We start from the raw sequence: 22,480 nt of genomic DNA, 5'->3' as shown, positions 1-22,480 counted from the left end.
CGGGTCGGACAGCACAGGGGCCGCGCCGCTATAGATCGATCCGTATCATCGTCACGGTCGGATGATCAGTCCAGTACGGACGGTCAATCAACTGTCTCCGGAGGCATGCATGTCATCCCCGACCGCTCGCCTGCTCGCCGTCGCCACGGCCACCGCACTGCTCTTCGCCGGCACGCCCGCGCAGGCCGCCCCGGTCACACCCGTCACCCCCGGGACGAACGCCTTCGCCCCGCTCGCCACCTGCTACGGCGGGGCAGTCCGGTCGTACTTCGAGACCGGCCGCTACGGCGGCCAGGCCGGCCAGTTCCGCACCACGACCCGCTGTCGCGACATCAACGTCCGCAACGCGAGCGTGTACGCCACCGAGGCGTGCGTGATCTTCGTCGACAAGACAGGTGCCTGCAACTACTGGACCTACCTACCGGCCAACTCGGGCTGGATCACGGTGGCGACAGATGTCCGGGACGGGGTCAACTTCCGGGTCCGCTTCGAGAACCTGCGGTACGAGTACGAGCCGCTGATCGCGTACCACGCGTTCTGAGTGGCCCGCGCGGTCGCGGCGTCCGCCCCCCGACGGACGCGGCGACCCGGCTGCACCGCACCCGGCGCGGCTGCTCACCCGGCGCGGCTGCGCAGGGTGGCGATCGTCGAGCCGGCGAGCGTGAGCAGGCAGTCGGGGAGCAGCCCATCGGCCGCCGCAGCACCGAACAGCGCCTCCCCGGTCGATTCGTCCCGGTTGGCGTACGCGCTGACGAAGCGGGCCACCCAGCGGGTGTCGTAACCGGCCTGATCGATCCCCGGGAAGTCCAGCGCTGCTCCGCTGGCCGCCGGCGCGTCACCGAGCATCGTCGCGGCCAGGCACCAGGCGACCCCGTACGCGCCGCTCAGGCCGGCACGGTCGACGACCGCGTCGAACGTTCCCACCACCGCGTCTCCATCCCCGTTGAGCGCCGAACTGAGCACGGCGGCCGCGTCGTCGAACGTCTGCTGTGGTAGGTCCGTCACGCAGCGCACAGTAGGAGGGGCGGTCAAGACCCCCCGGCGACCGTGACTGTCCGTGTTCAACGCGAGCTACCTGCGCATTACGCCACCTCCACGGTCCCGCCAGCGTCGTCGGCACGCTAATGTGCGCAGCGGACCTTCGCCGGAGGAAGGACGACCATGCTCGTATCACGCCGCTCGCGGGTGGCCTCACTGGCTGCCTGCGCGACGATCCTGCTCGCCACAAGCGCTTGCGGGGATGACAAGGCCGAAGAGGCAAGCACTCAACAGGTGCGCCTCTACGGCACGGACGGCAACATGCTCAACTCCTATCCTGCGGAGTTGAAGGAACGTGCAAGTCTCGTCGACGGGATGAAGGGCACCACGCCACTCGTCCCGCTGCCAGACGACTTCAAGAACCGGCTACGGGCCGTCAATCCGGCGCTGACGGACTATCTGTATGCGGCCGAGTCGTACGACGCGGTGGTGATCGCCGTGCTGGCCGCCCAGTTGGCCGGGAGCACCGATCCTGCTGCGATCGCGAAGCAGATAGTGGCCGTCACCAACGACGGGCAGCGCTGCGAGGACCCGGTCAGCTGTCTCACGCTGGCTCGCAACGGGCAGGACATCGAGTACCGCAGCGTGTCGCTGACCCGGGCGGGCTTCACTGACAAGGGTGAGCCGGCCACCGCGAGTTACGCCACGCTGACCTTCGACGGGCAGCAGATCAACGATGGCAAGACCGAGTTCGTCGGGGCTGGCATCGAGTCGGCGGCGAGCACCAAGACCCCGCCGAAGCCGAAGAAGCAGCGCGCGGGTGGGGATCCTGCCCAGGAGCCGCTGATCCTGGGCGGCCTGCTGCCGAAGACCGGTGACCTGTCGATCGCCTACCCGTCGATGGCGGCCGGTGCCGCGTTGGCGATCAAGGAGGTCAACGCCGCTGGCGGTGCGCTGGGCAAGCCGGTGACCTGGCTGGATGGCGACGACGGCACCAACCCGGCAGTGGCCAAGGCGACCGTGGCCAAGCACGTGACGGACGGCGTCAGCGTGATCATCGGTGCCGGTGGCTCGGGCATCTCGCGGGCGGTGCTGCCGGACGTGGTGCAGGCCGGAAAAATCCTCTTCTCGCCGTCCAACACCGACGCCGGTCTGACCGACGTGGAGGACGACGGCCTCTACTTCCGCACCGCACCGCCGGACAGCCTGCAGGGCCGGGCGCTGGCCGACGTAATCCTCCGCGACGGGTCGCAGAAGATCGTCATCGTCGCCCGCAAGGACTCCTACGGCGAGGGCCTTCAGGCCACCGTCCGCGAGGAGTTGGAGAAGGCCGGCATCGCCGGCGACCGCCTCAAGCTGATGACCTACGAGCCGCCGGCCGACGCCAAGGCGCCCCCGGTCGACTTCAGCGGCGGCGCGAAGGAGATCAAGGAGTTCGGTGCGGACGCTGTGCTGATCATCGGCTTCAGCGAGTCCGCACAGGTGATCCGTGGGTTGGCCGACTCCGGGGTGCAGTTCCGGAGCTGAGCACGACCGCAGACCTGCACGGCCGCACCGGCATTCCGCCGGTGCGGCCGTTTCGTTTCCGGGGATCACCGCGCCCGGCGGCGCTCCAGGAACTCGGTCATCCGCCGGTGCTTCTCCTCGTCCTCGAAGAGCACCGCCTGACTGACCAGATCGAGCTGTGGGTGCGCGGCGGCGGGTGCGTCCACCGCCAGCTTGGTCAGCCGCAGCGCCAACGGCGAACCCAGGGCGATCTCGTCCAGCAGCGCGTGCGCCACCGTCAGCAGCTCACCGGGCTCGTCCACCACCCGGTTCACCAGACCGATCCGTAGCGCCTCTGCGGCGTCCACCCGTCGGCCGGTGAAGAGCAGCTCCTTGGCCCGGCCCTCGCCGATCAACGCGGGCAGCCGGTGGGTGGCGCCTGCGCCGGCCAGGATGCCCAACCGCACCTCCGGCTGGCCGAAGACCGCCCGCGCCGTGCACACCCGCAGATCGCAGGAGTACGCCAGCTCCGCGCCACCGCCCAACGCCGGGCCGTCGACGGCGGCCACGCTCGGCATCGGCAGCGCCCGGATCCGGGCGAAGGCGGCAGAGTTGATCGCGGCGAGCGCGTCCGCGCGGCCCCGTTCGCGGAGCTGGCCGATGTCGGCGCCACCCGCGAAGATGCCCGCCGCGCCACCGGTGAGCAGCAACAGCCGGGGCCGCGCCTCCAACTCGGCGCACACCTGGTGCAGCTCGGCGATCAGGTCGGCGTCGATGGCGTTGCGCTTCTCCGGCCGGTCCAGCGTGACCACCAACCGGTCCGGCCGCTCCTCGATCCGCAGCCCGCTCACTGTTTGACACCGCCTTCCCACCGGTAGAAGCCGTGGCCCGACTTCTTACCCAGCCGCCCCGCGGCCACCATCTCCACGAGCAGCGGCGGCGGCGCGAAGCGGTCCCCGTACGCGGCCTGGAGGGTGCGGGCGATGTCCAGCCGCACGTCGAGGCCGACCAGGTCGGTCAGCTCCAGCGGCCCGATCGGGTGCCGGTAGCCGAGCACCATCGCCTTGTCGATGTCGGCCGGGCTGGCCACCTCGTCGGCCACCATCCGGATCGCCTCCAGCCCAAGCGTGACCCCGAGCCGGGAGGTGGCGAAGCCGGGCAGGTCGCGTACGACGACGGGGTCCTTGCCCAACCGGCCGGCGAGCGCGACGGCCGCGGCGGTGGTCTCCTCGGCGGTGGCCGGGCCGACCACGATCTCCAGAAGCGCCATCGCCCAGACCGGGTTGAAGAAGTGCAGGCCGAGGAAGCGCTCCGGCGCATCCAGCCCCACGGCCAGCTCACCGATGGCGATGCTGGAGGTGTTGCTGCCCAGCAGCGCCGGGCTCAGCGCGGCGGCGTCACGCAGCACCGCCCGCTTCAGGTCGAGCCGCTCCGGCACCGCCTCCACGATCACCTCGGGGGCGGGAGCGACCTCGGCGAGCGTCGGGCGCAGCGTCACCCGCTCCCGGTTCACGGCGGCCTCGTCGGCGCTCAGCTTCCCGCGCTGCACCGCCCGCTCCCACAGCTCGGCGAGTCGGTTCAGCGCGGTCGCTCCCCGCTCAGGGTCCACCTCGACCAACTCGACGGCGTGTCCGGACCCGGCCGCCACGTACGCGATGCCAAGCCCCATCGTGCCGGCACCGACGACCACGAAACGATCGCTCATCACGCCTCCCTGTCCCGTCCGCCGACGCGCGGGGTCCCCGCCACGCCGGCCCGGGTGTCCCGCCCGCTCCGCTCGCTCATGGTGCGACCCTAGACAGCGCGACGACCCGGTCCATGCGTGGGGGAGCGCCGGATCGGGTAATGACGGCCCGTCAACCGAGGGAAGGACCGCATCGACATGAGCCAGGCACCGGAGAGCGTCACCGACGGGGAGATCGTGGAGACCCGAGGCGACGAGCGGGTCGAACTGCTGCGCGCCGACACCAACAACGACGGCAAGACCGACGTGTGGGTGGTGGACACCGACGGCGACGGCAAGGCGGACCTGTTCCAGTTCGACACCGACGGTGACGGCAAGGTGGACATCACCATGGTCGACATCGACGAGGACGGCCAACCGGACGAGGTGGTCGACGGCGACGGCGGCCTCCCGCCCGAGCAGCTCCCCCCGACCGTCCAGGTCTGAGACCTACGACGGCCCCTGCCTCCGCCCGGCGGATCGCGGGGGCCGTCGCTCAGTCGACGAGGCGCAGGGTGGCCAGGTAGTAGGGGGCGTCCCGGTCGTCCACATCGGTGAGCCGCCAACCGGTGCCGTGCACCAGGCTGGCGAACTCGTCGGCCGAGCAGACCAGGTAGTCGAACCACTCGGTGCTCAACTCCCGGTAGCGCAGCCGGAGCCGGAGCTGACCGCCGAGCCGACCCCGACGGCGGTTGCGCTCGTGGTAACCGGTGTGCAGCGGGTCGCGGGTGCCGTACGGGTCGGTGCCATGCGCGATGATCTGCGCTCCCGGTCGGGCCAGCGCGGCGAGCGCGGCCAGGAACCCGGGGGCACGCTCCCGGCCCTCGAACAGTCCGAGGTTGTTACCGAGCAACAGGAACGTGTCGTACCGCTGACCGTCGGCGACGTGCGTGTCGACGGTGCCGTGCACCACCCGCTGGACACCGCGACGCCGGCTCACCGCCAGCGCACCCGCGGAGGTGTCCAGCCCGGTGACCGGTACGCCGCGCTCCTGGAGCAGCAGCGCGATCCGGCCGGCACCGGTGCCGATGTCCAGCGTCTCACCGCGGACCTGGTCCACCGCCCGGTGGTCGTACGGCTGCCACTCCTGCGGCCCGTCCAGGTAGTGCGCGGCGGGCGCCCCGTTGATCAGACCGTCGTCCCGTTCGATGATCTCGATGACCGGCCGCGGCAGTCGACCGCCGACCAGCGGTCGGGGGCCCACCCCGGTGGCCACGGCGAGCGTGTCCCGCAGCAGTTCACCGATCACGTCACCGATTTGAGGCTCCACCGTCACGACGTTCACGCTATCTGGCCACTCAGTGGCCCGTAGCGGCCGTATCCTGGCGGCGTGACCACGTTGGACCGGCTGTCGGCCGAGAAATACATCCTGCTCACGACCTTCCGTAAGGACGGTCGGGCGGTGCCGACCCCGGTCTGGGCGGTACGCGACGGCGAGGCGTTGGCGGTCTGGACCCGGGCCGACTCGGGCAAGGTGAAGCGGATCCGCCGCAACGGCGAGGTGACCGTGGCGCCGTGCGACGTGCGCGGCCGGCCACACGGGGCGGAGGTGTCAGCCCACGCGACGATCTACGGGGGCGGTGACATTGGTCGGGTCCGCGACCTGCTCAAGCACAAATACCGCCTGCTCGGTCGGCTGAGCCTGCTGGGCAGCCGGCTGCGCCGCGGCGAGGGCGGCACGGTCGGCATCCGGGTGACGCTGGCCGAGGCGCGACGCTGAGACGGGCTGACGTTGAGCCCGGCGGACATGGAAAGGGGCGGCGGATCGAGATCCACCGCCCCTGACCGGAAAAACTGGTGCCGGCTCAGTCGCCCTGCCGCTGCTGCGGGATCTGGCCCTGCAACAGCGCCCTGACCTCCGACTCGCGGTAGCGACGGTGGCCACCCAGGGTGCGGATGGCGCTGAGCTTGCCAGCCTTGGCCCACCGGGTCACCGTCTTCGGGTCGACACGGAACATCGACGCCACCTCGGCCGGCGTGAGTAGCGGCTCTGGTTCGTGCGTTCGCGATGCCATCGGTCACTCCTCCACGTGTATAGACATCGGCCGGGGTCCCGCCGGCCGACGCGTCTCCCATGGTCCGGCTAGTCCCCGATGTCCGACATGGGCCGAACGGATGAAGGTCCCTAGACGGACGGATGAACCATGCCCGATTTTTACGACTTTTACACGGAAGAAAGTACCTTATTCGGACTCATGATCACGGTTCGTGATGCGTCAACTACGAGCACAACTCACCTTGGGAGCGCTCCTAGGGCGATATGCCCTTAGTTGCACCGCTCCAACAACTGCACCGCGCGCCACCGGGCCACCAGCTTGTCGTACGCGGCGGACGCCTCCTCGGCCTCACCGCGCGACAGCCCCGCTAGGCCGCTGGCGACCAGCTCAGGCGAGTCGTCCGCAGTGAGGGTCTCGTCGGAGAGCAGGTCGACCAGGCCGCCGTAGTCCAGCTCCACCACCGACCGCGGATGGAACTCCTCCAGCCAGCGTGCCGCCTCCTCCACCGCCTCGGTGATCGGCGCCTCGCCCACCGACTTGCGCAGCACCGACAGTGCACGCGACGACCGGCGACGGGCCTTGGAGATCTCGGTGCGGTAGCGCAGTGCCCTCCGGCCCGGCTGGGTGACCAGGTCCCGCTCGGCCGGTTCGAAGAGCACGAACCACCGCAGCGGCACTCCCCAGGTGGCGATCTGCTCGTGCACCCGGGGCACCCCGTGCTCCAGCACCCGGGCGCCGCTGCGCCAGTCGTCGACCACCGCCCTGGCCTGCCCGGCGAGCACCGGCGGCACGAAGGCGTCGGCGAGGACCGAGGGCACCCCGTCCCGGGCGCTGAGCGCCGCCTCAGCGACCCGGATCCGCAGGTTCCATGGGCAGACCAGCAGGCTGTCGTCCGTCTCCAGGACGTACGCCTCATCCGGCAGGTCCGGCAGCCGGGTCCAGCCAGCGCCCAGCGCCTCGATGACCGCCGTCCGCTGCCGGCCGGGCCCCTCGACCGGGGCCACCGCCCGACCCTCGGAGACGTAGCGGCGCCAGTAGCTCTGCCGGTCTCGGTCAAAGGCGGTCAACGGTTCGTACACGCGCAGGTAAGAAGCGAAGAGCGACGGCACGGCGCGATCCTCCCACGAACCGCAGCCGTACGCGGTCAGCGGCCGGACCACGCGCGCCGCAACGTGGGACGGCCGCGGCGCGTCGAGCGCCCGCCCGGCGGCCGATACTAGGCTCGATCACACCGGCAGCATCCCCGCCGGGGTCCACCAGGTCCGCGTCCCACAAGGACGCACACCACTCCAGGAGCCAACCATGGGCGTATTCGCGAGCACCGACGACCCGGTATCGGCCGGTCACGAACAGGTCGTGTTCTGCCAGGACAAGCAGAGCGGCCTCAAGGCGATCATCGGGATCTACTCCACCGCGCTGGGGCCGGCGCTCGGCGGCACCCGCTTCTACCCGTACGCCCGCGAAGAGGACGCCCTCGCCGACGTGCTCGACCTGTCCCGTGGGATGGCGTACAAGAATGCGCTCGCCGGGCTGGACCTCGGCGGCGGCAAGGCCGTCATCTGGGGTGACCCGGAGCAGATCAAGAGCGAGGCGTTGCTGCGCGCGTACGGTCGCTTCGTGGAGTCGCTGGGCGGTCGCTACTACACCGCCTGTGACGTCGGCACCTACGTGGCGGACATGGACGTCGTTGCCCGGGAGACCCGCTACGTGACCGGCCGCAGCGTGGAGCACGGCGGCGCCGGTGACTCGTCGATCCTCACCGCCTGGGGTGTCTTCCAGGGCATGCGGGCTGCCGCCGAGCACGTGTGGGGCACCCCGAGCCTGCGTGGCCGGCGGGTCGGCGTGGCCGGCCTGGGCAAGGTCGGCAAATACCTCACCGGGCACCTGTTGGACGACGGCGCCGAGGTGGTCGCCACCGACGTCAACCCGAAGGCGCTGGCGTGGGTGCGCGCCAACCACCCGCAGGTCACCCTGGTGGACGACACCAGCGCGCTGGTCGCCGCGGACATCGACGTGTACGCGCCGTGCGCGCTGGGCGGCGCCCTGAACGACGACACCGTGCCGGCGCTGCGCGCCAAGGTGGTGACCGGGGCGGCCAACAACCAGCTCGCCCACCCGGGCATCGAGAAGCTGCTGGCCGACCGGGGCATCCTCTACACGCCGGACTACGTGGTCAACGCGGGCGGCGTCATCCAGGTGGCCGACGAGATCGAGGGCTTCAACTTCGACCGGGCCAAGCTGCGGGCTACCCGGATCTACGACACCACCCGCGAGATCCTGCAACTGGCTGACGCCGAGGGCGTGCCGCCGGCGGTGGCCGCGGACCGGCTGGCCGAGCGGCGGATGGCTGACGTCGGCCGGCTGCGCGCGATCCACCTGCGCTGAGCGTTCCCGGAGGCGGATCGACGGGATCCGCCTCCGGGACCCTTTTTGTCGGCGCAGGCCAGTAAGCTGAGGCCGGGTCAATTTTGATGCGGTTTGTCCGGTGTCACGGGTGCTAACCGTTCCGCTCCTTACCCAGTACACTGGGTGACGGCCGGATCGACGCGACGCGCAGAGCCGGTTGGCGGTAACCCGAGGTGCCGAACGGTGGCATCCCCATGTACCGTAAGAGCCACGAGAGATGCCTGACGTCATCGGGGCCCGCCTTCGGGCTGCCCCGCATTCTGTGCGAGGGGGTCGAGCCATGGGGCGCGGCCGTGCTAAGGCCAAGCAGACAAAGGTGGCCCGGGAGTTGAAGTACCACTCCCCGAACACCGACCTCACCGCCTTGCAGCGCGAACTGGCGGGTGCTGGTAAGTCTGAGCACCACTTCGTCGACGACTCGAAAGAGTCCGTCGACGACGATGATGAGGATCACGCGGACGACGATCCGGATCCCTGGGTCCGTCCGACCCGCTGACCTCTCGACGCAGCTGAGCACGCGGTGACCCCCGCGTGCTCACGCGCGTCCCGTGCAGGTGCAGCTGACCGACGATCAAGGGGCCTGGCCCGACCGGAGCCACTCCGGCCGCTCGACAGGCCCCTGATCGCGGGTCACCTCAACGCGGGCGGTTGTTCCAGTTGTAGAACGTCGGGATGTTCTCGAAGTGGTTCCAGGCGCAGACCGCGCTGGCGCCGTCCCCGCCCGACACCTCCGATCTCAGCCGCCGAGCGTCCTCGGCCTCCTGTAGGAGCGCGACGAGCGCAGGAGCGGCGTCCCGCACCCGTTCGGTGACTCCGTCATCCGCTTCGCGCTCAGGACGCCGGTGACTGGTGCTCTCGGGCATGCTCCAACACTCCCTCCAATAGGCGGATCTTGCTGTTGCGGCAGTGCTCGGTCTCCGTACCGTCGAAACGCCCCAGCTCGAAGTAACGGTTGGCGGCATGGCCACCGCCACAGAAGCCGAAGTACGGGCAGGACACCCGGCATGCCTCCACCCCAGCCAGGAACTCGCCCACCCACGGCGTCTCCGACGCGCCGCTGAGGATCTCCGCCAGCGGGGCCGTCAACACGTTGCCGCTGCTGAAGTCGCCGTAGCGGGGGTCGGTGAAGCCGGCCAGCTCCGGAGAGAGCACGGTCACCGAGCCGTCATGACCGATCGTCGGGATCGGGTCCAGTTGGCGGGGCAACACCCCGTCCGCCGAGTTGTCAAGCACCGCCGCGGCGTAGCGCAGCGACCACTCGATCTCGCGCAGGTGGATCCGGGGCTCACGGCGCCAGGCCGCGACCAACTCCGCCCAGAACGCGGTCACCGCCGACGAATCGTGGCGGTTGTCGCGGGTGTTGACTCCCTCGGTCTCCTCGATGTTGATGCCCAACACGTCGCAGCCCAGCTCGAGGAAGTAGTCGTACAGCTCGGTGGCGAGCCCCGGCTCCGGCCGGGACACCACGGCCAGCGCGGAGAAGGGCAGGCCACGGCGGCGCAGCACCGTGACGCCGCGCAGAATCCGGTCGTACGCCGGCTGGCCGCCCCGGTTGACCCGGTCTCCGTTGCGCGCCCGGGGACCGTCGACGCTCACGCTCACCCGCATCTCGTGCCGGGCGAAGAAGTCGCACCAATCGTCGTCGATCAGGGTGGCGTTGGTCTGCACGTGGTGCTCGACCTCGGGCCCGAATGGCGCGATCAGGTCGGCCAGGTGCTCCCGGCCGGCAGCCAACGGCTCGCCGCCGTGCCACACCACGGAGAACCGGCCGGCCGCCGCCCAGGGGTTGACCGCCGCTGCCACCGCCTCGGCCACCGCCACCGGCATCCGCCGGTCGGCCTGCCGGAACGGCAGGTAGCAGTACGCGCAGTCGAGGTTGCAGAGGGTGGTGGGCTGCATGACGACGTACGACGGAACCGCGGCCAGACCGCGCATCCCGCTGAACGACTGTCCCAGAGCAGCCATCGCCCTCCTCCGCCTAGCCTGAGCCCTTCAGGCTAGGCGGCATTGGCCACTCGGGTGAAGCCCTGATCAGGTGCCCGTACGATCACCAGAGCGTGATCATCCTCGGGTGTGCTGTCCAACCATCTGCACGTTGCCGGTGCCCTCGATGATCTCGCCGGCCTGCCAGGCCTCGACACCACGGCCAGTCAGGGTGGCCAGCGCCCGGTCGGCGTCCTCGGCCGACACGATCGCGAACATGCCGACGCCCATGTTGAAGGTCGACTCCATGTCCTGGTCGTCGATCCGACCCTTCGTCTGAATCAGGTCGAAGACCGGCTGCGGCTTCCAGGTGGACCGGTTGACCACCGCGTCGACGTTCTCGGGCAGCACTCGGACCAGGTTGCCGGGGATGCCGCCGCCGGTGACGTGGGCCAGCGCCCGCACCTCGGCCTCGGCGATCAGCTTGAGGCAGTCCTTGGCGTAGATCTTGGTCGGGGTGAGCAGCTCCTCACCCAGGGTCCGCTGCCGGCCGAAGTCGTCGATCACGATGTCCAGTCGCATCCGGGCCGCGCCGAGCAGCACGTGCCGGACCAGCGAGTAGCCGTTGGAGTGCAGACCGGAGGAGCGCATGGCGATGACCACGTCGCCCACCTCGACCCGGTCGGGGCTGAGGATGTCGGCCTCCTCGACCACGCCGACACCGGTCGCGGAGATGTCGTACTCGTCCGGGCGGAGCACACCGGGGTGCTCGGCGGTCTCCCCGCCCAGCAGCGCGCAGCCGGCGTAGCGGCAGCCGTCAGCGATGCCCGCACCGATCTCGGCGACCTTGTCCGGCACGACCTCGCCGGTGGCGATGTAGTCCAGCAGGAACAGCGGCTCAGCGCCACACGCCACCAGGTCGTCGACGACCATCGCGACCAGGTCGATGCCGACCGTGTCGTGGATGTCCATCTGCTGGGCGATCACCAGCTTGGTGCCCACCCCGTCGGTGGAGGACGCCAGGATTGGGTTCTTGTACTTCTTCGTGTCGAGCCGGAACAGACCGGCGAAGCCGCCGAGGTCGCCCAGCACCTCAGGACGGCGGGTCTCCCGCACCTTCGACTTGAGCAGCTCAACCGCGCGGTCGCCCGCGTCGATGGAGACCCCGGCGTCGGCGTACGAAACCGAGCGTTTGCGCGCCTGACGGCTAGCGCCGGCCGTCCAGGGCTGGCGGTCGCCGCCGGCGCCGGTCGGGCTGCTTCCTGCGCCGTTGCGCTCGGACACGTGCGTCACGGTTCTCCCCTTTGGTTCTCGGTGCGGCGCCGGCGGTGGCCGGGCCGCGCCGGTTGGTGCTACGGGCGGATTGCGGTAACGCCACCCGGAGTGGCGACGAACGAGCCGTTGGTGTGCGGAGCTTCTGGCGCCGAGTTGGCGACCCGTCGGCCCACCCCTTCGAGCACGTGCTTGCCGATCAGATTGTCGGCCGGCAGCTCGATCGGGTACTCCCCATCGAAACACGCCCGACACAGCCGGGTCTTCGGCTGCTCGGTCGCGGCGATCAGGCCAGGAAGCGATACGTAACCCAGCGTGTCGGCGCCGATGGAACGCCGGATGCCGTCGTTGTCCAACCCGTTGGCCAGCAGCTCCGCCCGGGTGGCGAAGTCGATGCCGTAAAAGCACGGCCAGCTGACCGGCGGGGAGGAGATCCGGACGTGCACCTCCAGCGCCCCCGCCTCACGCAGCATCCGCACGATGGCGCGCTGGGTGTTGCCGCGCACGATCGAGTCGTCCACGACCACCAAACGCTTGCCCCGGACATTTTCCCGCAGCGGGTTGAGCTTGAGCCGGATGCCGAGCTGACGCAGGGTCTGCGACGGCTGGATGAAGGTGCGGCCCACGTACGGGTTCTTCATGAGGCCAGCGCCGTAGGTGATGCCGGACGCCTCCGCGTAGCCGATCGCGGCCGGAATGCCGGACTCCGGCACACCGATGACGAGGTCCGCCTCGATCGGGTGCTCCTTGGCCAACTGTCGGCCGATCTGCACCCGCGTCGCGTGCACGTTGCGCCCGGCGATCGTGGCGTCCGGGCGTGCGATGTAGACGTACTCGAAGAGGCAGCCCTTCGGCTCCGGCGCGGCGAACCGGGTGGAACGCAGCCCGTTCTCGTCGATGGCGATCAGCTCGCCCGGCTCGACCTCGCGCACCACGCTGGCACCGACGATGTCCAGTGCGGCGGTCTCACTGGCCACCACCCAGCCGCGCTCCAGCCGGCCGAGCACCAGCGGACGGACGCCGTGCGGGTCGCGGGCCGCGTAGAGGGTCATCTCGTCCATGAAGACGAAGCTGAACGCGCCGCGCAGCTGCGGCAGCACCTCCAGTGCGGCCGCCTCGACCGACAGATCCGGTCGGCTGGCCAGCAGCATCGTCACCAGGGAGGTGTCGTTGGTCGAGCCGTCCGCGACGAGGCCGCGCTCGGCGACCTCCTTCTCCAACTCGGCCGTGTTGACCAGGTTGCCGTTGTGAGCGAGCGCGATGGTCGTGCCCGAGGTGGTCGAACGGATCGTCGGCTGGGCGTTTTCCCAGTTCGACGCGCCGGTCGTGGAGTAACGGGCGTGCCCGATCGCCAGGTGGCCGCGCAGGCTCGCCAGGGTGGGCTCGTCGAAGACCTGGGCCACCAGGCCAAGGTCCTTGTAGACCACCACACCGGAGCCATCGCTCACCGCGATGCCCGCCGCCTCCTGGCCGCGGTGCTGCAGGGCGTAGAGGCCGAAGTAGGTCAGATTGGCAACCTCTTCGCCGGGGGCCCAGACGCCGAAGACGCCGCAGGCATCTTGGGGGCCAGGTCGTTGGGGGTCAAGGTCGTGGCTCAGCCGGCCGTCGCCTCGGGGCACCTACCGCTCCCTCATGCTGGTCTGGACCGGCCGGGCGGGATCACGGGCGGATCCACATTTCCTCTGCCGGGACCACTCTTCGTCGCCTGACAGTGTACGCGAATCGCTGTCGATACAGAAAGTCACGGTTTCTGTGCCGAGAGTTACGGTGAGTAGGACATCGGGTCGACTAGAGGGGCAGGTATGCCGAGAGGTCCGCTCGGACACCGCTCATCTGAACGCGACCCTCGGTGACCGCCTCCGCCCACCCGATCCTCCCGGTTGCCAATTCCAACCAGGTGTCAGGAGCCATCTCGACCACATTTGGTGGGTTCCCCCTGGTGTGTCGAGGCCCCGGTACGCACTGGATCGCACCGTATGGTGGGACGCGCACCTCCACCGATCGGCCGGGGGCGCGCTCCGCGAGGACGGCCAACAACGACCGGACCGCCTCCCGGAACACCGGCCGTTCGGGCGTACGACCCTCGTCGAGCGCCGACAACGCGGCCGTAACGGCAGCGGACTTACTGTGCGGAGAGGACACGACGGGACGATACGACCTACCGGCCAAGCACCCGACGTTGGCCCTGGGTCGCGCCAAGGCAGTCGGACAAGGCATAGTTGCCGACGGCGTATTCGAACCGTGATGATCCCCGGCCCGGCGCCCCGCCGGTCAGAGGGAAGTCAGCCCGGAAGGCGGTGGACGTGTCAGCACACCGACGTGCCTGGAAGCAGCGGGCCGGTGTGGTCGTAGCGCTGGTTGCCGGCGCTCTGCTCGCCATCCCCGCCACACCAGCAATGGCCGCAAGCGTCGAGGTCTCACCAGGCTCGGTCACCGTGAACGCCGGCAGCGACGCCACAGTCACCGTGCGCGTCACTCCCGGTGACGGCGACCGCGAAGCGAAGATCAGCCTCTCCGGCCTGCCGTCGGGCGTCAGCTGCGCCAGCGGGTGCGGCACCGTCAACTTCCCCGCCCTGGGCAACCAACCAAGGGCGCAACTGGTCCGGATCACTGCGAATGACAGCGCAGGCGATGCCACAGCCACGGTCACCGTGGCTGTCGAGGCCGACTCAGGCCCGGACACCAAGACCTTCAACCTGACGATCAAGGGCAAGGCCGCGCCGCCATCACCGCCGCAGAACCAGACCGTGCGGTCGGTCTCCGGCAAGGTGATCTCGCAGGCCGACAGCAAGGCGGTCGCGAATGCGGTGGTCATGCTGCAGGACAGCACCGGCCGGCGCATCGACACCACCAGCAACGGCAGCGGCGACTTCCGCTTCACCGGCACCACCGAGAAGCCGATCGCACCAGGCCGGATCGACCTGGGCGCCAGCTTCGACAACATCACTGCCACCAAGTCCTTCAACGCCAGCGCCGGACAGGCCATCACCGGCCAGCGGATCAGCCTCGCGATCAAGGTCGAGGTGACGCCGAGCGCCACCCCGTCCGCCACCCCCGAGGCCACTCCCACCGAGGAGACGGCCGAGGAGGGCACCGAGGAGGAGCCCACCGACGCGGCCAGCCCGGGTGCTCCGGCGAACGCCGCGAACAACGAGGACAGCGGCGGCATTGGCTCGTACCTGATCATCCTGCTCGGCGGTCTTCTGGTGGCCGCCGGTGTCGGCACGATCGTGCTGCTCTGGATGAAGCGCAAGGAAAATGGCGACGACGACGATGCCCCGGCGGCGGCTGGTGGCGGCGGTGTGGTCCCGCCCTCGCGGGGTGGGTTCCGCGGTCCCGACGACCAGACCCGGGTGGTCGGCGGCCGGCCGGACCCGACGATGGCCGGCGGCTCGGCGCTGAGCGAGGCGCCGACGATGATGCACCGCCCGGTGGTCGACGACGTCCCGCCGGACCCATACGCTGCGCCTGCGCAGGCGTACGGCGGCGCGGGTCAGCAGGGCTGGGGCGGCGCCGGCTACGGCGACGAGCCAGCACCCGGCGGGTACGGTGCCGGCGGCTACGGCAACGCCCCCGCGTCGGGTGGCGGCTACGGCACTCCGGCAGGCTCCGAGGGCGCCTACGGCGCTGGCGCGGCCGGTGACGGCTACGGTGCCGCGCCTGGTTCCGGCGCTGGCTACGGCGGCGCTCCGGCCTCCGGTGGCGGCTACGGCAACGCCCCGGCCTCCGGTGGCGGCTACGGCAGCCGGGATTACACCGCCCCGGCCGGGACCGCCGCCTATCCGCCGGCTCCCGCTGGCGGAGCGGCCTACGGCGAGCGGTACGACGAGCCGACCGGCCGGTACACCGGCGACAGCACCCAGTACCCGGCCCCGGCCGACCCGTACGCCACCGGCGTCTACCAGCCGGAGCAGGGGCAGGGGTACGGCCAGCCGGACCCGGCCCCGTACGGCGGTCGGGCTGCCGAGCCGACCGCGGGGTACGCCGGCCAGGAGGCTGGCGGGTACGACCAGGGCGGCTACGGCCAACCGGCCGGCGGGTACGACCAGGCCAACAGCTACGGCCAGGAACCCCCGCAGCAGCGCGGCGGCTACGACGACCGGGGCTACGACCAGGGCGGATACGGCCAGCCAGCCGGCGGGTACGACCAGGGCAACAGCTACGGCCAGGAACCCCCGCAGCAGCGCGGCGGCTACGACGACCGGGGCTACGACCAGGGCGGATACGGCCAACCGGCCGGCCGGACCCGACCGGACACCCCGCCGCCGCCGCCCCCGACCGAGCGGGGTGGCCGTCGCCTCGACTGGTTGGACGACTGACCTCACCACAGCGCATGGAAACGGCCACCCGGTTCGCTGGGTGGCCGTTTCGCTGCTGCAAGACCCACTCGCGATTCGTGAAGTCGGGGCATCCCGCAGACCTGGATGCCCCGACTTCAGCGAAGCCGAGTTGATCACAGCGCAAGGCGCTGGTCAGGCGGCGGAGAACACGCCCTGGTGGAGCACCGGCACGACGTCCGACACGCCGATCTGGACGGCAATGTCGACGTCCTCGGCGAAGCCGCTTTCGGTCAGCTCCCGCCCGGAGACGCTCCCGCGCACCGCGGCGGGGACATCCGGAGTGCTCGCCAAGGCGGCGAGCGCCATGGCCGCCTCCACCGAGAGCCCGCCCGGCACACCGGAGAGAGCGTCGAGCACCGAGGCGGCACCCAACTGGTCCTCCACCGACGGGCGCAGCGACCCATCCGGCCACCGCTCACCCGATGCGATCACGCCGATCGGGGCGTCCGCTGTGCCGTACCCCTGGCGGCGCAGCCAACGCCCGACGGCGGGTGCGTTGCGCAGGCACGCCGCGACCACCGGAAGGCCGGTGGCGCTGGCGGCGGCGCTGATGGCGGAGCCGTTCGGCGAGGGCAGCACCAGGTCCGCCACCACCGGCGCGGTGCTCAGCGCGGCGGGCGAGAGCGACCACGGATGCTCTGCGGTCACCCGCCGCCGACCGATCGCCGCGACCGCGCCGACCCGCACCGCGTACTCGGCGGCCTGCTCACCCCAGGGGAACGGGTGCACCCGCATGCCACGGGCGACCGCCACCTCCACGGCGGTGGTGAACGACAGCACGTCCACCACCACCAGCGCCGCGCAGACCCGGCCGAGTTCGGCCGCCCCGGTCAGCCCCCAGTCGAACCGGGCGCCGGAGCCGGGTTGGCCGTAGACGGCAGCCGCCAACGCCTCAGCGCTCGTCAGGCGACGGCTCGGTGACACCGGTGTCAGACTCGGCGGCGGTGCCCGGCTGCTCCGACTCGATCGGCTCGACGGCACCGGTCTGCGGGACCGGCCCGAACGAGGCGATCGGTTCGGAGACCACCTCCGCGGGATCGATCGGCTCGGCCTGCGCGACCGGCAGCGGCACGGCCTCGACCGCACCCGCCACACCGGCGGCCGGCGCGGGCACCTCGACGGCGGTCGCGCCGCCGAAGAGGCGCGGCAGCGTCTCGGTGTGCGCGGTACGCAGCTCGTCCAGACCGATCCGGAACTGGCCGTGCACCTCGAGCGCGCCGCCGGACGGGTCGGTGACGCCGATCAGCTCGAACGGCACCCCCCGCTCGGCGCAGAGCGCCGCGAACGCCTTGTCGTGGCCGCGCGGCACCGACACGAGCGCCCGCGTGGCGGACTCGCTGAACAGGTAGACGAACGGCATCGAGCCCTCGGCGAACTGCTCCGGCACCGCGATCCGGGCGCCGACGCCGCGCCGCAGGCAGGACTCGACCAGGCTCTGGGCGAGGCCACCGTCGGAGAGGTCGTGCGCGGAAGCCAGGTGACCGACCCGGGCCGCCTCGGCCAGCAGCTCGGCGAGCGCCTTCTCCCGCGCGAGGTCGACCTGCGGAGGGATGCCACCGAGGTGCTCGTGCGTCACCCAGGCCCACTCCGAGCCGGACAGCTCCACGTTGGTCTCGCCGAGCAGGTAGAGCTGGTCGTGCTCACCGCCGGGACGCGCAACGAAGCCCATCGGCACCCGGTCGGCGACGTTGTCCAGCACGCCCAGCACACCGACCACCGGGGTCGGGTGGATGGCCGCCGCGCCGGTCTGGTTGTAGAAGCTGACGTTGCCGCCGGTCACCGGGATGCCCAGCTCCAGGCAGCCGTCCGCCAGGCCGCGCACGGCCTCGGCGAACTGCCACATCACGCCCGGGTCCTCCGGGGAGCCGAAGTTGAGGCAGTTGGTCACGGCGATCGGCGTCGCGCCGGTCACCGCCACGTTCCGGTACGCCTCAGCCAGGGCCAGCTTGGTGCCGTTGTACGGGTCCAGCCGGGCGTACCGGCCGTTGCCGTCCACCGAGAGCGCCACGCCGAGCCCGGTCCGCTCGTCGATCCGGATCACGCCGCCGTCCTCCGGCTGGGCGAGCACGGTGTTGCCCAGCACGTAGCGGTCGTACTGCTCGGTGACCCAGGTCTTGTCGGCCAGGTTGGGCGACGCGATCATGCGCAGCACGGTCTCCCGCAGCGCCTCCGGGTCGGCCGGGCGCGGCAGCGTCTCGGCGCGGTCGGCCTGGAGCAGGATCAGGTCGGCCGGCTCACGCATCGGACGGGCGTAGACCGGGCCGTCGTCGACCAACGAACCCGGCGGCACGTCGACGACCAGGTGGTCCTGCCAGGTGATCAGCAGTCGACCCGGGCGGCCGTCCGGCTCCGGTGCGGTGACCTCGCCGATCGCGGTGGCGAGCACGCCCCACTTGTCGGCGGTCTTGAGCACCGCGTCGAGCTTGTCCGGCTCGACGACCAGCAGCATCCGCTCCTGCGACTCGCTGGCCAGGATCTCGTGCGGGTCCATCGAGGGCTCACGCAGCGGCACCCGCTCCAGCCAGACCCGCATGCCGGTGCCGGCCGCGGCGGCGGTCTCGGTGAGCGCGCAGGTCAGACCGGCGCCGCCGAGGTCCTGGATGCCGACGACCAGCTGGCCGTCGTACAGCTCGAGGCACGCCTCGATCAGCAGCTTCTCGATGAACGGGTCGCCGACCTGCACGGCGGGGCGGCGCTGCTCGCTGCCCTCGTCGAAGGTGGCACTGGCCAGCACCGAGACGCCGCCGATGCCGTCGCGGCCGGTCTTGGCGCCCATCAGCACGACAACGTTGCCCGGGCCGGCGGCGGCCTTGTTCTGCAGCCGGTTGACCGGCAGCACGCCCAGGCACAGCGCGTTGAGCAGCGGGTTGCCCTGGTAGGAGGGGTCGAAGACCAGCTCACCACCGATGTTGGGCAGGCCGAGGCAGTTGCCGTAGCCGCCGACGCCGGCAACCACGCCGGTGAGCACCCGGGCGGTGTCCGGGTGGTCCGCGGCACCGAAGCGCAGCGGGTCCATCACGGCGACCGGGCGCGCGCCCATGGCGAGGATGTCCCGGACGATGCCGCCGACGCCGGTCGCCGCGCCCTGGTACGGCTCGACGAAGCTCGGGTGGTTGTGCGACTCGACCTTGAAGGTCACCGCCAGCTCGTCGGAGATCTGCACGACACCGGCGTTCTCACCGATGCCGGCGAGCAGCCGGTCGCTGTGCGGGGCCTTCTCACCGAACTGGCGCAGGTGCACCTTGCTCGACTTGTAGGAGCAGTGCTCGCTCCACATGATCGAGTACATCGCGAGCTCGGACTGCGTGGGCCGGCGGCCGAGAATCTGCAGGATCCGGTCGTACTCGTCGTCGCGCAGACCCAGCTCGGCGTACGGCTGGAGCTCGCCCGGCGTGCCACCGGCGCGCGGCACGGTGTCCACGCCCTCGCTCCAGTCGGCGGTGGCCGGCTGGACGGGAGCGGTCGCCGCCGCGACATGCTGCGCTGGGCTCGGCTCGCCCGGCTGCGCCGGGGCGGAGTACGCCTCCGGTGTGTCGCGTACCGGGTCCGGATGGGTGGTCATGACCTCTCCTCGCTGCGCTCGTGCCCGCCAGACCAGCGGTTGAGCTGACCGATGATCGTGTCGCCGGTCACCGCCCCCGTCTTTGTTCGCGACTGCGGGGCTCGCAGACCCGGCTCACTCCTCGCGCTCACGCCGGCGCCCCTACCAGGTGCTTGAGGACCGACGTGAAGAAGCCGAGGCCGTCCAGCGAAGGGCCGGTGAGCGCCTCCACCGCGTGCTCGGGGTGCGGCATGATGCCGACCACGTTGCCGGCGGCGTTGGTGATCGCGGCGATGTCGCGCTGCGACCCGTTGGGGTTGCCGCCGATGTAACGGGCGACCACCCGGCCCTCGGCTTCGAGCTGGTCCAGCGTCGCGGTGTCCGCGACGTAGCAACCCTCGCCGTTCTTGACCGGGATGAGCACCTCCTGGCCGGGCTGGAACACGTTGGTCCACGCGGTGCCGGCCGACTCGATGCGCAGGATCTGGTCCCGGTTGCGGAAGTGCAGGTGCTGGTTGCGGGTGAGCGCGCCGGGGAGCAGGTGCGCCTCGCACAGGATCTGGAAGCCGTTGCAGATGCCGAGCACCGGCAGACCACCCTGGGCGGCGTCCACGATCGTCTCCATCACCGGGGCGAACCGGGCGATGGCGCCGCAACGCAGGTAGTCACCGTAGGAGAAGCCGCCGGGCAGGACGACCGCATCCACCCCGTGCAGCTCCGGGTCGCCGTGCCAGAGCCGGACCGGCTCAGCGCCGGCGATCCGGACGGCCCGCGCCGCGTCCCCGTCATCGAGCGAGCCAGGGAAGGTGACCACACCGACCCGGGCGGTCACGAGCGGGCGTCCGCGGTCTCGTCGGCCTCGACCAGGCGGACGGTGAAGTCCTCGATGACCGGGTTGGCGAGCAGCTTGTCGGCAATCTCCCGAGCGCGGTCCAGGTCCGGTTCACCGGTGAACTCGATCTCGATCCGCCTGCCGATCCGAACCGAGGCGACGTCACCGACGCCGAGCCGGGGCAGCGCGTTTGCGACGGCCTGGCCCTGCGGATCGAGGATCTCGGGCTTGAGCATGACGTCGACGACGACGCGAGGCACTGGGCACTCCTGACTGTGTACGCAGTTGGGTGCCGACCCACAACGGGCGAGCGCAGCCAGCGTACCTGGCAGATACCGCCGCGGACGCACCGGCCGGGTGCAGTTCAGGCAGTGATCAACATTACCGGCGCCCAGGGCGGCCCGTCAGGCGGGACAGGTGCCCTCAGCAGGTCATACACGGCGCAGCGGGTGGCTGAATCGTTACATTGAGAAAGCTCGATCAGATCCTTGATAACGATCACCCGAGGCCCTAGCGTACATCGATGTAAGTCGATCCAGGCGTCGGCGGGGACCCCCACTGCCGCCCATCCCGCGCCCGGCGACCCCGGGCCCGCCCCCGTCCAAGGAGTTCACCTGATGCGCATCCGCCCCCTGCTCGCCGTACTCAGCACCGCATTGGTCGGCGTCCTCGGCGCCGCGTCCGGCGCGTCCGCCGCCCCGGCCGGCCCGCAACCCATCATCGGCGGCACCACCGTCTCGTCCGCCCCCTGGGCCGCCGCGGTGCTCAGCAACGGCTCGTTCACCTGCTCCGGAAGCGTCATCTCCCCGCAGTGGGTGCTCACCGCCCGGCACTGCATCAGCGGCACCATGTCGGTCCGGGTCGGCAGCGTCTACCGCGCCTCGGGCGGAGTCACCCGTACGGTCAGCGCCACCTACACCCGCAACGACCTCGCTCTCATGCGGCTCTCCAGCACCGTCAGCACCTCGGCGGTGACCCTGGCCAGCAGCAACCCGCCGATCAACTCGACGAACTCGATCTACGGCTGGGGCATGACCTGCTACAGCGGCTGCTCCGCGTCCAGCCAACTGAAGACCGCCACCGTGCGGGTGACCAGCAACAGCGTGACCGACGCGTACGGCGGGCAGGCGATTCGCAGCACCAGGATCAACGGCAACGCCTGGCGGGGTGACTCGGGTGGCCCGCAGTTCTACAACGGTCAGCAGGTCGGCGTGGCCTCCACGGCCGACGGGTCCAACATCCAGAACTACGGCAGTGTTGCGTACAACCGGGCCTGGATCACCTCGACGGCCGGTGTCTGACGGTTAGCGCCCCGCGCGGTGCGGATGGTCGGCCCCGCGCCGGCCGTCCGCGCCGCGTCGTTTTGCAGCATCCGATCAGGTGAACAATGCACCCGATCGGGTCGCGCCACTCCTGACAGCATCGGAACCGTGCTGGTCGTGACGACAGAGCAACTGCCCGGCTACGAGATCCGCCAGATTCTCGGTGAGGTGGTGTCATCGATGGCACGGACGCGCAACCCGTACCGCGAGGGTGTCAAGAACCTGCGTGGTGGCGCGTACGACCCGATGGCCCCGGACAACCTGACCCGGTGGCGCACCGACTCGGTGACCCGACTCGGCGAAGAGGCCCTGCGGCTCGGCGCGAACGCGGTGATCGGCATGCGCTTCGACAGCCGGGACTGCGGCGAGATGTGGATGGAGATCTGCGCGTACGGAACGGCGGTTGTCGCCGTACCAACGATGCCCGAGGTCATGCCGGCCGACCAGCCGGCGGTCGCCGCGGAGACGGCGCACGACGCGGGCTTCGCGGAGGCACCCGGTGGCATCGCCGAACCGGCCAGCGCCCCCAACCTGGGCACCGCCGCCGAAACCCCCTAACACCCCTACCCCCGCCCCCGCCCGACCCCGCTGTTGATCATGAAGTTATTGCCACGACACACCGCAGTGGATGGCAATAACTTCATGATCAACCGACGAGGCG

The 22,480-nt window shown here is 70.7% G+C and carries 24 protein-coding genes; 9 read left to right on the top strand and 15 right to left on the bottom strand.

Features of this window, described 5'->3' with window-relative positions; all coding sequences use genetic code 11:
- Nucleotides 1-109: 109 nt before the first annotated feature.
- A complete protein-coding gene (locus tag PCA76_RS00985) occupies nucleotides 110-541 on the top strand; it encodes a hypothetical protein (protein WP_272614617.1) in 432 nt (143 codons plus the stop codon).
- 74 nt (nucleotides 542-615) lie between these two features.
- Here PCA76_RS00985 and PCA76_RS00980 read toward each other — a convergent pair whose 3' ends face one another.
- Nucleotides 616-1,005: a hypothetical protein gene (locus tag PCA76_RS00980; protein WP_272614616.1), complete on the bottom strand. Its 390-nt coding sequence runs from the start codon at nucleotides 1,003-1,005 to the stop codon at nucleotides 616-618.
- Between the two features lie 156 nt (nucleotides 1,006-1,161).
- Between PCA76_RS00980 and PCA76_RS00975 the strand changes: the two genes are divergently transcribed.
- Nucleotides 1,162-2,505: an ABC transporter substrate-binding protein gene (locus tag PCA76_RS00975; RefSeq protein WP_272614615.1), complete on the top strand. Its 1,344-nt coding sequence runs from the start codon at nucleotides 1,162-1,164 to the stop codon at nucleotides 2,503-2,505.
- Between the two features lie 65 nt (nucleotides 2,506-2,570).
- Here PCA76_RS00975 and PCA76_RS00970 read toward each other — a convergent pair whose 3' ends face one another.
- Together PCA76_RS00970 and PCA76_RS00965 are read right to left on the bottom strand one after the other, a co-directional pair.
- The gene (locus PCA76_RS00970; protein WP_272614613.1) at nucleotides 2,571-3,314 is read right to left on the bottom strand and encodes an enoyl-CoA hydratase/isomerase family protein; all 744 of its coding nucleotides are present in this window, start codon (nucleotides 3,312-3,314) and stop codon (nucleotides 2,571-2,573) included.
- Entirely contained in the window at nucleotides 3,311-4,168 is an 858-nt protein-coding gene (locus PCA76_RS00965) for a 3-hydroxyacyl-CoA dehydrogenase family protein (RefSeq protein WP_272614611.1), read from the bottom strand. Before PCA76_RS00965 ends, PCA76_RS00970 begins: the two co-directional genes overlap by 4 nt.
- A gap of 177 nt (nucleotides 4,169-4,345) precedes the next feature.
- Here PCA76_RS00965 and PCA76_RS00960 point away from each other — a divergent pair, with 177 nt between their 5' ends.
- Nucleotides 4,346-4,633, top strand: a complete 288-nt coding sequence (locus tag PCA76_RS00960) for a hypothetical protein (protein WP_091396025.1) — start codon at nucleotides 4,346-4,348, stop codon at nucleotides 4,631-4,633.
- Between the two features lie 49 nt (nucleotides 4,634-4,682).
- On the opposite strand, the gene PCA76_RS00955 is transcribed toward PCA76_RS00960, so the two are convergent.
- On the bottom strand, nucleotides 4,683-5,462 hold the full coding sequence (locus PCA76_RS00955) for a class I SAM-dependent methyltransferase (RefSeq protein ID WP_272614610.1): 780 nt from the start codon (nucleotides 5,460-5,462) through the stop codon (nucleotides 4,683-4,685).
- Between the two features lie 54 nt (nucleotides 5,463-5,516).
- Here PCA76_RS00955 and PCA76_RS00950 point away from each other — a divergent pair, with 54 nt between their 5' ends.
- Nucleotides 5,517-5,906 (top strand): PPOX class F420-dependent oxidoreductase, encoded by a 390-nt coding sequence (locus PCA76_RS00950; RefSeq protein ID WP_272614609.1) that lies wholly within the window; start codon nucleotides 5,517-5,519, stop codon nucleotides 5,904-5,906.
- An 85-nt stretch (nucleotides 5,907-5,991) separates the two neighbouring features.
- On the opposite strand, the gene PCA76_RS00945 is transcribed toward PCA76_RS00950, so the two are convergent.
- On the bottom strand, nucleotides 5,992-6,201 hold the full coding sequence (locus PCA76_RS00945; RefSeq protein ID WP_007073996.1) for a BldC family transcriptional regulator: 210 nt from the start codon (nucleotides 6,199-6,201) through the stop codon (nucleotides 5,992-5,994).
- Between the two features lie 251 nt (nucleotides 6,202-6,452).
- A complete protein-coding gene (locus PCA76_RS00940; protein ID WP_272619105.1) occupies nucleotides 6,453-7,292 on the bottom strand; it encodes a hypothetical protein in 840 nt (279 codons plus the stop codon).
- Between the two features lie 193 nt (nucleotides 7,293-7,485).
- Here PCA76_RS00940 and PCA76_RS00935 point away from each other — a divergent pair, with 193 nt between their 5' ends.
- Together PCA76_RS00935 and PCA76_RS00930 are read left to right on the top strand one after the other, a co-directional pair.
- Nucleotides 7,486-8,568, top strand: a complete 1,083-nt coding sequence (locus tag PCA76_RS00935) for a Glu/Leu/Phe/Val family dehydrogenase (RefSeq protein WP_272614601.1) — start codon at nucleotides 7,486-7,488, stop codon at nucleotides 8,566-8,568.
- Between the two features lie 301 nt (nucleotides 8,569-8,869).
- Entirely contained in the window at nucleotides 8,870-9,085 is a 216-nt protein-coding gene (locus PCA76_RS00930; protein ID WP_272614600.1) for a DUF3073 domain-containing protein, read from the top strand.
- A gap of 139 nt (nucleotides 9,086-9,224) precedes the next feature.
- Here the strand turns inward: PCA76_RS00930 and amcA are convergent, their stop codons facing one another.
- The 5 genes from amcA to PCA76_RS00905 form a co-directional block, all read right to left on the bottom strand.
- Nucleotides 9,225-9,452: a multiple cyclophane-containing RiPP AmcA gene (amcA, locus tag PCA76_RS00925; protein ID WP_272614599.1), complete on the bottom strand. Its 228-nt coding sequence runs from the start codon at nucleotides 9,450-9,452 to the stop codon at nucleotides 9,225-9,227.
- Nucleotides 9,421-10,524 carry a cyclophane-forming radical SAM peptide maturase AmcB gene (gene amcB, locus PCA76_RS00920; RefSeq protein WP_336298070.1) on the bottom strand — a complete coding sequence of 368 codons (1,104 nt, stop codon included), beginning with the start codon at nucleotides 10,522-10,524 and terminating at the stop codon, nucleotides 9,421-9,423. Before amcB ends, amcA begins: the two co-directional genes overlap by 32 nt.
- Before the next feature lie 126 nt (nucleotides 10,525-10,650).
- Nucleotides 10,651-11,805, bottom strand: a complete 1,155-nt coding sequence (gene purM, locus PCA76_RS00915) for a phosphoribosylformylglycinamidine cyclo-ligase (RefSeq protein ID WP_272614597.1) — start codon at nucleotides 11,803-11,805, stop codon at nucleotides 10,651-10,653.
- 59 nt (nucleotides 11,806-11,864) lie between these two features.
- On the bottom strand, nucleotides 11,865-13,403 hold the full coding sequence (gene purF, locus PCA76_RS00910) for an amidophosphoribosyltransferase (RefSeq protein WP_272614596.1): 1,539 nt from the start codon (nucleotides 13,401-13,403) through the stop codon (nucleotides 11,865-11,867).
- Between the two features lie 169 nt (nucleotides 13,404-13,572).
- Complete coding sequence (locus PCA76_RS00905) at nucleotides 13,573-13,926, bottom strand: sterol carrier family protein (RefSeq protein ID WP_272614594.1); 354 nt, start codon at nucleotides 13,924-13,926, stop codon at nucleotides 13,573-13,575.
- Nucleotides 13,927-14,087: 161 nt separating this feature from the next.
- On the opposite strand from PCA76_RS00905, the gene PCA76_RS00900 reads away from it, so the two are divergent.
- Nucleotides 14,088-16,103, top strand: a complete 2,016-nt coding sequence (locus PCA76_RS00900) for a hypothetical protein (protein WP_272614592.1) — start codon at nucleotides 14,088-14,090, stop codon at nucleotides 16,101-16,103.
- 153 nt (nucleotides 16,104-16,256) lie between these two features.
- Here PCA76_RS00900 and PCA76_RS00895 read toward each other — a convergent pair whose 3' ends face one another.
- The 4 genes from PCA76_RS00895 to purS all read right to left on the bottom strand — a co-directional run bounded on the left by PCA76_RS00895 (nucleotide 16,257) and on the right by purS (nucleotide 20,757).
- Nucleotides 16,257-17,048, bottom strand: a complete 792-nt coding sequence (locus PCA76_RS00895) for a 2-phosphosulfolactate phosphatase (RefSeq protein ID WP_442930188.1) — start codon at nucleotides 17,046-17,048, stop codon at nucleotides 16,257-16,259.
- The gene (purL, locus tag PCA76_RS00890; protein WP_272614591.1) at nucleotides 17,017-19,686 is read right to left on the bottom strand and encodes a phosphoribosylformylglycinamidine synthase subunit PurL; all 2,670 of its coding nucleotides are present in this window, start codon (nucleotides 19,684-19,686) and stop codon (nucleotides 17,017-17,019) included. The genes PCA76_RS00895 and purL overlap by 32 nt, the downstream gene beginning before the upstream one ends.
- Nucleotides 19,687-19,813: 127 nt before the next feature.
- A complete protein-coding gene (purQ, locus tag PCA76_RS00885) occupies nucleotides 19,814-20,497 on the bottom strand; it encodes a phosphoribosylformylglycinamidine synthase subunit PurQ (protein WP_272614590.1) in 684 nt (227 codons plus the stop codon).
- Nucleotides 20,494-20,757, bottom strand: coding sequence for a phosphoribosylformylglycinamidine synthase subunit PurS (purS, locus tag PCA76_RS00880; RefSeq protein ID WP_030491392.1), 264 nt, complete (start codon nucleotides 20,755-20,757; stop codon nucleotides 20,494-20,496). The genes purQ and purS overlap by 4 nt, the downstream gene beginning before the upstream one ends.
- Nucleotides 20,758-21,114: 357 nt before the next feature.
- On the opposite strand from purS, the gene PCA76_RS00875 reads away from it, so the two are divergent.
- Nucleotides 21,115-21,798, top strand: coding sequence for a S1 family peptidase (locus tag PCA76_RS00875; protein ID WP_272614588.1), 684 nt, complete (start codon nucleotides 21,115-21,117; stop codon nucleotides 21,796-21,798).
- A 24-nt stretch (nucleotides 21,799-21,822) separates the two neighbouring features.
- Nucleotides 21,823-22,377: a YbjQ family protein gene (locus PCA76_RS00870; protein WP_272619101.1), complete on the top strand. Its 555-nt coding sequence runs from the start codon at nucleotides 21,823-21,825 to the stop codon at nucleotides 22,375-22,377.
- The last annotated feature ends 103 nt before the right edge of the window (nucleotides 22,378-22,480 follow it).

This window comes from Micromonospora sp. LH3U1, from assembly GCF_028475105.1.
In the GTDB taxonomy this organism is placed as follows: Bacteria; Actinomycetota; Actinomycetes; order Mycobacteriales; family Micromonosporaceae; genus Micromonospora.
This window is presented reverse-complemented; position numbering and strand designations above follow the sequence as displayed.

Coding starts and splice junctions, on each gene's coding strand:
- PCA76_RS00960 (WP_091396025.1), top strand. CDS start 4,346: ATGAGCCAGGCACCGGAGAGCGTCACCGACGGGGAGATCGTGGAGACC.
- PCA76_RS00930 (WP_272614600.1), top strand. CDS start 8,870: ATGGGGCGCGGCCGTGCTAAGGCCAAGCAGACAAAGGTGGCCCGGGAG.
- PCA76_RS00870 (WP_272619101.1), top strand. CDS start 21,823: ATGGTCGGCCCCGCGCCGGCCGTCCGCGCCGCGTCGTTTTGCAGCATC.
- PCA76_RS00945 (WP_007073996.1), bottom strand. CDS start 6,201: ATGGCATCGCGAACGCACGAACCAGAGCCGCTACTCACGCCGGCCGAG.
- PCA76_RS00975 (WP_272614615.1), top strand. CDS start 1,162: ATGCTCGTATCACGCCGCTCGCGGGTGGCCTCACTGGCTGCCTGCGCG.
- PCA76_RS00985 (WP_272614617.1), top strand. CDS start 110: ATGTCATCCCCGACCGCTCGCCTGCTCGCCGTCGCCACGGCCACCGCA.
- PCA76_RS00875 (WP_272614588.1), top strand. CDS start 21,115: ATGCGCATCCGCCCCCTGCTCGCCGTACTCAGCACCGCATTGGTCGGC.
- PCA76_RS00965 (WP_272614611.1), bottom strand. CDS start 4,168: ATGAGCGATCGTTTCGTGGTCGTCGGTGCCGGCACGATGGGGCTTGGC.
- amcA (WP_272614599.1), bottom strand. CDS start 9,452: ATGCCCGAGAGCACCAGTCACCGGCGTCCTGAGCGCGAAGCGGATGAC.
- purL (WP_272614591.1), bottom strand. CDS start 19,686: ATGACCACCCATCCGGACCCGGTACGCGACACACCGGAGGCGTACTCC.
- PCA76_RS00935 (WP_272614601.1), top strand. CDS start 7,486: ATGGGCGTATTCGCGAGCACCGACGACCCGGTATCGGCCGGTCACGAA.
- amcB (WP_336298070.1), bottom strand. CDS start 10,524: ATGCGCGGTCTGGCCGCGGTTCCGTCGTACGTCGTCATGCAGCCCACC.